The organism is Acidihalobacter sp. (genome assembly GCF_037381185.1).
Classification (GTDB): Bacteria; Pseudomonadota; Gammaproteobacteria; order DSM-5130; family Acidihalobacteraceae; genus Acidihalobacter_A.
In genome coordinates, this window is the sequence record NZ_JARRQY010000005.1 from 104,224 (window position 1) to 113,965 (window position 9,742).

8 protein-coding genes are annotated in these 9,742 nt (G+C 64.6%); all 8 read right to left on the reverse strand.

Translation table 11 applies throughout. From position 1 onward, the window contains the following. Position 1: 1 nt before the first annotated feature. Entirely contained in the window at positions 2-1,186 is a 1,185-nt protein-coding gene (hflK, locus tag P8014_RS02680) for an FtsH protease activity modulator HflK (RefSeq protein WP_337815757.1), read from the reverse strand. 206 nt (positions 1,187-1,392) lie between these two features. Then, a complete protein-coding gene (gene hflX / locus P8014_RS02685) occupies positions 1,393-2,676 on the reverse strand; it encodes a ribosome rescue GTPase HflX (protein ID WP_337815758.1) in 1,284 nt (427 codons plus the stop codon). Between the two features lie 18 nt (positions 2,677-2,694). Then, a complete protein-coding gene (hfq, locus tag P8014_RS02690; RefSeq protein WP_337815759.1) occupies positions 2,695-2,934 on the reverse strand; it encodes an RNA chaperone Hfq in 240 nt (79 codons plus the stop codon). Positions 2,935-3,029: 95 nt separating this feature from the next. Next, positions 3,030-3,941, reverse strand: a complete 912-nt coding sequence (gene miaA / locus P8014_RS02695; RefSeq protein ID WP_337815769.1) for a tRNA (adenosine(37)-N6)-dimethylallyltransferase MiaA — start codon at positions 3,939-3,941, stop codon at positions 3,030-3,032. A 38-nt stretch (positions 3,942-3,979) separates the two neighbouring features. Then, a complete protein-coding gene (gene mutL / locus P8014_RS02700) occupies positions 3,980-5,812 on the reverse strand; it encodes a DNA mismatch repair endonuclease MutL (protein WP_337815760.1) in 1,833 nt (610 codons plus the stop codon). Positions 5,813-5,908: 96 nt separating this feature from the next. Next, positions 5,909-7,138 (reverse strand): N-acetylmuramoyl-L-alanine amidase, encoded by a 1,230-nt coding sequence (locus P8014_RS02705; protein ID WP_337815761.1) that lies wholly within the window; start codon positions 7,136-7,138, stop codon positions 5,909-5,911. 132 nt (positions 7,139-7,270) lie between these two features. Then, positions 7,271-7,759 (reverse strand): tRNA (adenosine(37)-N6)-threonylcarbamoyltransferase complex ATPase subunit type 1 TsaE, encoded by a 489-nt coding sequence (gene tsaE / locus P8014_RS02710; protein WP_337815762.1) that lies wholly within the window; start codon positions 7,757-7,759, stop codon positions 7,271-7,273. Positions 7,760-7,793: 34 nt separating this feature from the next. After that, positions 7,794-9,254: an NAD(P)H-hydrate dehydratase gene (locus P8014_RS02715; RefSeq protein ID WP_337815763.1), complete on the reverse strand. Its 1,461-nt coding sequence runs from the start codon at positions 9,252-9,254 to the stop codon at positions 7,794-7,796. Positions 9,255-9,742: the final 488 nt, after the last annotated feature.

Consider the following 9,742-nt stretch of genomic DNA (forward strand, 5'->3'; position numbering starts at 1 on the left):
GTCAACGCACCTCCCGCGTGCGCGTGTCACGACGCAGGCGCTCGGCCTGCATCGGATCACCGGATACCGTGTTGCCACCGCTCGAAACCGAACCACCGGACGAGGAATACACGCCCGAAGAGGACGACGAGGAGGGAGCGCCCGCTCCCTGCATCAATTTATCCAGCGGCAGATAAAACAGACTGTTGCTGCCCTTTCCGCTGGCATTGAGCAGTACCTTGGAACTGTTCGACAGCACCGACTGCATGGTATCGAGGTAGAGACGTTCGCGGGTCACCTTTGGCGCCTTCAGGTACTCCTTGAGCAACTCGTCGAAGCGCGCCGCATTACCCTGGGCACGCGCCACCACCTGGCCCTTGTAGGCCTGTGCCTCCTGCGTGATGCGCGCCGCCTGACCACGTGCCTGCGGCAACACCGAATTGGCATAGGCTTCGGCCTCGTTGCGATAGCGGACCTCGTCCTCGCGCGCCTTGATGGCGTCGGCAAAGGCGCTCTGCACCTGCTCTGGTGGCTGCGCGTCCTGCAGGTTCACCTTGATGACCTGAAGCCCCGTCTTGTAGGTATTCAGGGTGTCCTGCATGATCTGCTGCGTGCGGATGGCGATATCCGCACGGCCTTGGCCGACCACGTAGTCCATCTTGCTTTGCCCGACCACTTCGCGAATGGCGCTGATCATGGCCTCGCGCAGCGTCTGATCCGGATTTCGCACGTCGAACAGATAGCGCTTCGCGTTGCTCACGCGGTACTGCGCTGACACGTCGACGTCGACGATGTTCTCGTCCTTGGTCAGCATGACCGACTTGCTCTGGGTACTGCGAATCTGGTCGATATCGACCACGTCGACGGACTCGGCCGGATACGGCAGATGCCAGTGCGGCCCAGGCATGGTTTCGCCGCTGAAGGCGCCGAAACGCGTCACCACGCCACGCTCGCCGGGCCCGACGATATAGAACCCGGAAGCCAGCCAGGCAACCACGAGTACGATCACGGCCAGCACGATGCCGCCCGTGGGCAGCCCACCGCTTCCCGACTTGTTGCCATCGGACGAACGACGGCCACCGAGACGTTCCAGCCATTGGCGCAGCCAGCGTTCAGGGTCGAAGGAATTCTTGCCTCCCCCCTTCTGCCCGCCACCCCACGGATCCTTGTTGCCCGAATTGTTGTTACCTGGCTCGTTCCAGGGCATGAGTCTCACTCCAAAAGGGAATTCGATTTGGCGCCACGGAATCCTCCACCGCGAACTTCGCGCGGGAATCGCAAACGCGCACGCCCACGCAGGAACCCGGGCCAAGCAGAGGCCGAACGCCGCATTCTAGTGTACCGTCCCACACTTGGCGACCCCACCGCCAGTGCCCGTCCCGATCCGCCCCGGAGTGCCGACGCACCAAGCGCTCACAGGGACCGCAGGCCGGCCGTGTCACGATGCGCGCCGGCGAGAACATCGTCCAGCTTGCGCTGCGGCAACCGCACCTCCAGCTCCCAGGCGCCGTGATCGTCGACACGTTCGTCGAGCACCGCACCGAGACCGAACAGTTGCGCACGCAGACGTCCTTCGCCTGGCTCCAGATGCATCCAACCGTGCACCATGTCGGACACGAAGTGCTGCGCCAGCACCTCCAGCAGCAGATCGATGCCGCGCCCATCGTACGCCGATACCCATACACGTTCGATACGTCCGTCATGGCCGCGATCGACACGCGGTTCCGACCCGAGCAGGTCGATCTTGTTGTACACCTGAATCGTCGGCCGCTCTCCTGCGCCGATATCGCGCAGCACGCTGTCCACCTGTTCGGCGGTGTGCAAGCGCTCGGGGTCGGCTGCGTCCACCACGTGCAGCAACAGGTCGGCATCACGCGTTTCCTGCAGCGTGGCATGGAAAGCCGCGACCAGCTCGTGCGGCAGATCCCGCACGAAACCGACCGTGTCCGCCATGACCGCAGTAGTACCCGGCGCGAGTTCCACGCGCCGCAGCGTGGGATCCAGGGTGGCGAACAGTTGGTTCGCCGCATGCACGCCCGCGTCGCACAGACGATTGAATAAAGTGGACTTGCCAGCGTTGGTATAGCCGACCAGGGCGACCGTGGGCAGCTCCGCCTTACGCCGGGCCTGACGGCCCTGCTCGCGCTGGCGACGCACACGGTCGAGCTTGCGATTGATCTGTTTGATGCGCCCGCCAAGCAACCGGCGATCGGTCTCGAGCTGGGTCTCGCCCGGCCCGCGCAGGCCGATGCCGCCCTTTTGGCGCTCGAGGTGAGTCCAGCCACGCACCAGCCGTGTGGCAAGATGATTGAGCTGGGCAAGTTCGACCTGCAGCTTGCCCTCATGGGAACGGGCACGCTGGGCGAAAATATCCAGAATGAGGCCGGTGCGGTCGAGGACCCGCGCCTTGAACAAGCTTTCCAGGTTGCGTTCCTGGCTGGGACTCAGGGCGTGATTGAAGATGACCAGCTGAGCGCCGGCAGCGGCAACCACCGCCGCGATCTCTTCGGCCTTACCGGTGCCGACGAAATACTTCGAATCGGGCGCCCGCCGGCGCAGGCGCACGACTTCCTGCACCTGCGCCCCCGCGGAACGCGCGAGTTCCGAGAACTCCTCGAGTTCATGCTCATCGGCCATTTCGACGAGATCGACGTGTACGAGCACGGCCAGCTCGCCGCTTTGAGGTCGTTCAAACAATGGAAGTCTTGCGTCCGCTTACTCGGCTTCTTCCCCGTCTTCCATCGGCACCCGCACGGGACGCGAAGGAACGATGGTGGAAATGGCGTGTTTGTAAACCATCTGACTGACGCTATTCTTCAGCAGCACCACGAACTGGTCGAAGGATTCGATCTGCCCTTGCAGCTTGATCCCGTTGACCAGGAAGATGGCGACCGGCACGCGTTCCTTGCGCAGCAGGTTAAGAAACGGCTCTTGCAGGGTATGCCCTTTAGACATTAACAAACTCCTGTTGTTTGCGCCGCAGTTGAATCCTTTGGTAGCACACTGCGGCTGGTTATAGTATCACGCGTTCCGAATCCCCCGGCCCACCATCATGTCTCGTCCCTGAGGTAATTCTCGACTCGCTTGCAGATCGTAGACAGCTCCAAGGCGTCTGCGTTCAACGTCTCCAATCCATCGTCTGCACGCAACCACGTCATCTGCCGCTTGGCCAGCTGACGGGTCGCAACGACCACCTGGCGGGACATTTCCTTGCGATCATACTCTCCCTCCAGATGACGCCATACCTGCCGATACCCGACCGCGCGCATGGAGGGGCACGACAGATCAAGATCGCCTCTTTCATATAGGTGCGCAACTTCATTTATCAACCCCTGCTCGAGCATGTTTTCAAATCGATGCTCGATACGCCGATGCAAGCGCTCGCGATCGACCGGCAACAGCGCCAGGCGCAGCGTCCGGTACGGGAACGCGTCATCACTACGGCGACGCTGCAGTTCGCTCAACGGCACCCCGCTCAACCGGTAGACCTCCAGCGCGCGCTGCAGACGCTGCGGGTCATTGGGATGGATACGCGCTGCAGCGACCGGATCCACCTCCGCCAGCTCCTTGTGCAACCCCTGCCAGCCGCGCTGCAGCGCCTGGGCCTCGATCTCTGCGCGCAAACTCGCATCGGCCTGCGGCAACTCGGACAGGCCCTGCTCGAGCGCGCGGAAATACAGCATGGTGCCGCCGACCAGCAACGGCACCCGCCCCGCCGCAGTGATTTGCTCCATCTCACGCAGCGCGTCCTCGCGAAACTGTGCCGCCGAATAGCTTTCCGCCGGATCGAGAATATCGACCAGCCGGTGCGGCGCTTCGGAAAGGACCTCGGGGCCGGGCTTGGCCGTGCCGATATCCATTTCGCGGTAGACCAGCGCCGAGTCGACGCTGACGATCTCCAGCGAAAAGCGGCGCACCAGTTCCACCGCCAGATCGGTCTTGCCGCTGGCGGTCGGCCCCATCAGCAGGATCGCCGGCGGATCGTTGCGCGCCGCCCCGTTCACCGACCGCGCAGGAACAGACGATCCAGATCGCCCAGACCGAGCTGGGTCCAGGTCGGACGTCCATGGTTGCACTGTCCGCTGCGCTCGGTGCGTTCCATATCGCGCAGCAGACTGTTCATCTCGTCCACGGTCAGGCGACGGTTGGCGCGCACCGAACCGTGGCAGGCCATGGTCGAAAGCAGCTCGTTCATCTGCTCCTCGATGCGCTCGCTGCTGCCGTATTCGAGCAGATCGCCAAGCACATCACGCAGCAATTGTGCCGCATCCGCACCGTTGAGCATCGCCGGCAGGCTGCGCACGCGCAGCTTCTCGGGGCCAAGCCGGTCGACCTCCAGTCCCAGCCGCATGAGCAATTCACCCTGGCGTTCGGCGCAGTCGGCCTCGCGTCGGCTCACCGCCACGCTGAGCGGCAACAGCAAGGGCTGGGCACGCACCCGCGCCTCTGTCCAGGCCTGTTTCAGGCGTTCGTAGGTGATGCGCTCATGGGCCGCATGCATATCCACCAACACCAGGCCGTCGGCGTTCTCCGCCAGAATGTAGATGCCCTTGAGCTGGGCCAGGGCAAAACCGAGCGGCGGCACTTCTGAAGCGGCGGCCGGGACCTCGCGCGGCGCGGCTCCGTACAAAGCCGCATAGCCGGCCAACTGCTCGCGCACCGTATTGCCGCCGGTGGAGTGAACGGGCGCGGACGGCCGGCTCGCAGGCGGCAGATCGAAGGCCAACCCCGGCCCCGGGCGCGGTTCGCTGCGCGCGGCAAGACCGGCCGCAGGAGCCGGAATCGGTTCGCCGCTTGCGGGCGCCGCCTCCGCTGCGGCGCCGGCCCCGCCAGGGCGCATACTGGCCAGGGCGTCCTTGAGCGTATGGTGCAGAAAATCATGCACCAGCCGGCTTTCGCGCAGGCGCACCTCTGCCTTGGTCGGATGCGCGTTGACGTCCACCGCCGCCGGATCCATCTCCAGAAACAGCACGAAAGCCGGCTGACGGCCGTGGTAGAGCACGTCCTGATAAGCCAGCCGGACGGCATGCGAAAGCACCTTGTCGCGCACCATGCGGCCATTGACGTAGAAATACTGCTGATCGGCCTGGGCACGTGAATAGGTCGGCGCGCCAAGCCAGCCGTGCAAACGCAGTCCGGCGGCCTCGTGCTCCACATAGACCGTCTGCTCCATGAAGGCACTGCCGACCACCTGCGCAACCCGGCGCTCGCGCGCCGCCAGGTCGGCGGCGGCGCGTAGGTCGGCCTGCACCTTTCCATTGTGAGTCAAGGTCAGACTCAGCTCGAAGCGACTCAGCGCGATGCGCCGGACCACCTCGTCGATATGCTGGTACTCGGTACGCTCGGTGCGCAGGAACTTGCGGCGCGCCGGGACGTTGAAGAACAGGTCGTGGACCTCGATGGTCGTGCCCTGCGGATGCGCTGCCGGCTCCGGCTCGCCGAATTCCTCGCGGCCGTCGCCGCGCAGCCTCCACCCGGCCGACTCCCCGGCCGTGCAGGAGGACAGCGTCATACGCGACACCGAGGCTATGCTGGGCAACGCCTCGCCGCGAAACCCCAGGCTGGCCACTCTTTCCAGATCATCGAGCGAGGCCACCTTGCTGGTGGCATGCCGCGAAAGCGCCAGCGCCAACTCCTCGCGCGGAATGCCCGAGCCATTGTCACGCACGCGCATCAGCCGCGAGCCGCCCTGCTCGATATCGATGTCGATGCGCGTGGCGCCGGCATCGAGACTGTTCTCGAGCAGTTCCTTGATCACCGAAGCCGGACGGTCGATGACCTCGCCGGCGGCGATCTGGTTGACGAGCTGGGGAGGAAGACGGCGAATCGGCATGATGGGCTGCGGCGGAAAACTGCGGCCCATTATGCCACGATGCAGGCAGGCTACGGACGGGAATAACGTCCCCGTCCGCTCAAGCACTATGGCCTGTCAGGAAAATGCTTCCTTGGCCTGATTGTGCGCCGCCAGCAGCGTGCCCGGCGGGGCGTACTTGGAGAAATAGTCCTGCACGCCCTCGTGCAGCGCAATGGCCATGCGGCGCTGGAACGCCGGCGTGCGCAACTGGCGCTCTTCCGATGGATTGGAAATGAAGGCGGTCTCCACCAGAGCCGATGGAATATCCGGCGACTTGAGCACTACGAACGCGGCGCGTTCCACGGTGCGCGAGTGCAGGCGGATCACCTTGTTGATGTTATGGGTAAGGTGCTCGCCCAGCTTGAAGCTCGATTCGCGGGTCGCTGTCTGGGCCAGATCGACCAGCACCGAGGCCACCAAGTTGTCCTTGTCGGACAGGTTCACGCCGGCCACGCGATCGACCTCGTTCTGGCGCTTCGCCAACAGGCGCGCCGCCTCGGAGGAGGCGCCATGCTCCGACAGCACGTACACGGTCGAGCCCTTGGGATAGCGATAGGGCGAAGCGTCGGCGTGAATGGAAATGAACAGGTCCGCCTGCTTTGCCCTCGCCTTGCGCAGACGTTCGCGCAGGCTGACGTAGTGGTCGCTGCTGCGAATCAAGTAGGGCCGCATGCCCGGCGTCTTCTTGATCAGCGCTTCCAGACGACGCGCGATCTGCAGCACCACGTGCTTCTCGTAGGTGCCGCGTTTGCCGATGGCGCCAGGATCGACGCCGCCGTGCCCGGGATCGATGGCCACCACCACATCGCGCAGCTTCTTCCCGGTCTGCGCCGCGGCGGCCGTGATGACGGGCGCAGCCGAATCGGCCGTCGCCGCAGCAAGATCGACGACCAGGCGATAGTGGGTGGAACCCTTGCCGGGCTTGAGCAGAAAGCTACTCGTATTGGTCTGTTCCTTCAGGTCCAGCACCACGCGCAGGTTCGACACATTGCGGCGTGCATAGCGGATGTCGTGGACAAGCGCGATCGGTTTCACATGCAGGCCGTCGGGCGCGTTCGTGTTCCTGAAGTCGATGACCACGCGCTCGGGCTTGGAAAGGGTGAACAGATTGTGTTCGACCGGCCCGCTGAGGTCGAAAACCACGCGGGTGCTACGTCCGTCCTGAGACATGCGCACGCCCTTCACCTCCACCCTGGAACTGGCGAAGGCCATGGGACTGACAAAGGTCACCGCAGCGGCGCCCGAGACGCCGAGCAGGCGGCGCAGAAACAGCCGTCGTTCGAAATTCTGGTCTCGTTGGCTCATGAACATTCTCCCCGGCGGGCGTCGACGCGCCTCGCCACCTCTCAAAGCACCTCATAATGATTTGCCATCAGAGACGAGAATGCAAGGTCAAAAGCTATATTTTTTATATAGATAGAGGAAATACCTACACATTTACTTTACATCCATGCGCGCCAGCGCCTGCTCACCGCGACCTCCCTGCGCCCACAGGCGCGCTCGGCGCCCGGGATTCGACACGGACAAGCCGACCTCAAGATCGGCGCAGGGCAATACTCCGGAGCCGCGTTCAGGCCACTCGATCATGCAGATCGCATCGCCGCCCAGGAAATCGCGCAGCCCCATGAATTCCAACTCCTCCGGATCGGCCAGTCGGTACAGATCGAAGTGATGGAGTTCGCAGGCCACCAACCGATAGGACTCCACCAACGCATAGGTTGGGCTGCGTACCGGCCCGTCATGTCCGAGCGCCCTCAGCAGGCCGCGCACCAGCGTGGTCTTGCCCGCCCCCAACTGCCCATGCAGGAACACCAGCATGCCCGGCTCAAGCACTTCGGCCAACACACCGCCCAAAGCCTCGGTGGCCACCTCGTCCGCCAGATAGATTTCGCGAGCCGCATCGCCCGCTCCCTTGTCAGCACTCACGTACAACTCCTCGGGGCTTAGTTATACCGGCATCTCAGAAGTCGTTGCACAAGGCGCGCAGATGCGCGATCAGATCGCCCGCCAACAAGCCGTGCTCGCCTTCATGCGCAGCGGCATCACCAGCCGCCGCATGCAGACACACGCCCTCGCGCGCGGCCTCGACAGGCGCCATACCCTGCGCGATCAGGCCGGCGATGACGCCCGTGAGCGCATCCCCCATACCGGCCGTCGCCATGCCCGGATTGCCGGCAGCGCAAACCATGGTGACGCCATCCGCATGCACCAGGGAACCCGCTCCCTTGAGCACGCAGGTCCCGCCATAACGCCGACCGAGTTCCTCGACGGCGGAGAACCGATCGGCCTGAACCTGCCCCGTGGTACGCCCGAGCAGACGCCCGGCCTCGCCCGGATGCGGCGTCAGCACCCAGTTGCCGCGTTTTGTGGGCATGTCGGCGAGCAGATTCAAGGCATCCGCGTCGACCACCAGCGGACAACGCGCATCGAGTACCCGCTGCCACAGCCCTCTTCCCCAGGGATCACGCCCCAAACCGGGACCGACCGCGATCACATTCGCCACCTCGAACAAGCGCCCCAGTTCCACAGCGCTCTCGACACCACGCACCATCAGCTCCCAGCGCCCCACGTTCAGCCACCCGGCATGCTGGGAATGCGTAGCGACCGTCACCAAACCCGCTCCGCAACGCAGCGCGGCCTCTCCGGCCAGGCGTGCGGCACCGGACATCCCCGGCGCGCCGCCGACAATCAGCACATGGCCGTTGTCGCCCTTGTGCGCCGCCCGACGCCGCGCAGGCAACGCCCTCGGCGCCTGACGCAGAAACGTGCGGGCCTCGCTTTCGGTGCGCGCGGACTCAGGCACTCCCAGGTCTGCGAACAAACGTTCGCCGGCGCAATCCGGCCCGACGCCGGTGTACAAGCCGCGTTTGCGCAGGATGAAGCTGACCGTCACATCCGCGTTGACGACCGCCCCCGGCGCCGCACCCGTGTCGGCATCCAGCCCGGAAGGCACGTCCAGCGCCAGCACCGCACGGCCGGCCAGGGCCTCTATTGCCTGCGCCCAGACGCCCTCCGGCGCTCGCGTCAGTCCGATACCGAACAGGCCGTCGACGTAGACATCCGCAGTCGGCAGCACGCCGTCGAACGCGCTCACATCTCCACCGGTCGCGCGCCAGTCGGCCAGCGCCTGGGAGGCCTCCCCGCCCTCGCGCGGGCCCTTGCCCAGCAGCACGACGCTCACATCCAAGCCGGCTGCCCTCGCCAGGCGCGCCACGACCAGACCGTCGCCACCGTTGTTGCCGCTGCCGCACACCGCGCACAGGCGCCGAGCCTGTGGCCAATGCCGCTGCAACGCCTCGAACGCCGCCTGACCGGCGCGCTGCATCAGGGTGTATCCGGGAATGCCGAGTTGATCGATGGCGCGGCGGTCCACCGCGCGGGCCTGGTCGGCGGTATAGAGAGGAAGCGGGGTGTCGTTCATGGTGAAAAAGTATACCGCCGGAATTGGGAGTGTCGCTTGTGGTGACTCATCTTGAGAACACTCGACAATCAGCCTTCGGGGCTCGTTTGGGGCGCGATTCGCGGTTTGGGCCAATGGTGATGCACAAAGCCCACGTATTTGTTTTGCGTTTGAGGTACTTTTCGGGCGCGAATCAGCGATGGGTAATTTTGATCTGAATCGGTGACGCGCCCGAGTACCTTTCTTTGCACGCCCAAAGAAAGAGGCGAAAGAAAGGCACCCGAAGGCCTTGTCCCTACGGGCAAACCTCGAGCGCACACCCCGTCGCGGGGCACCGCAGGCGCTTGCCATCCTGGCAAAGCCTGCTCGGGCGGCATCCCTGCCGCCCGGCCCCGCGCCGGGGCGCACGCTCGAGGCAAGACCTAACGGGGATCGGGACGTCAAGACAGAACGCATCGCAAACGCTTGGGCTACGCATTCGGCGATAGAAGCGTAGGTTGGGGTAAGCG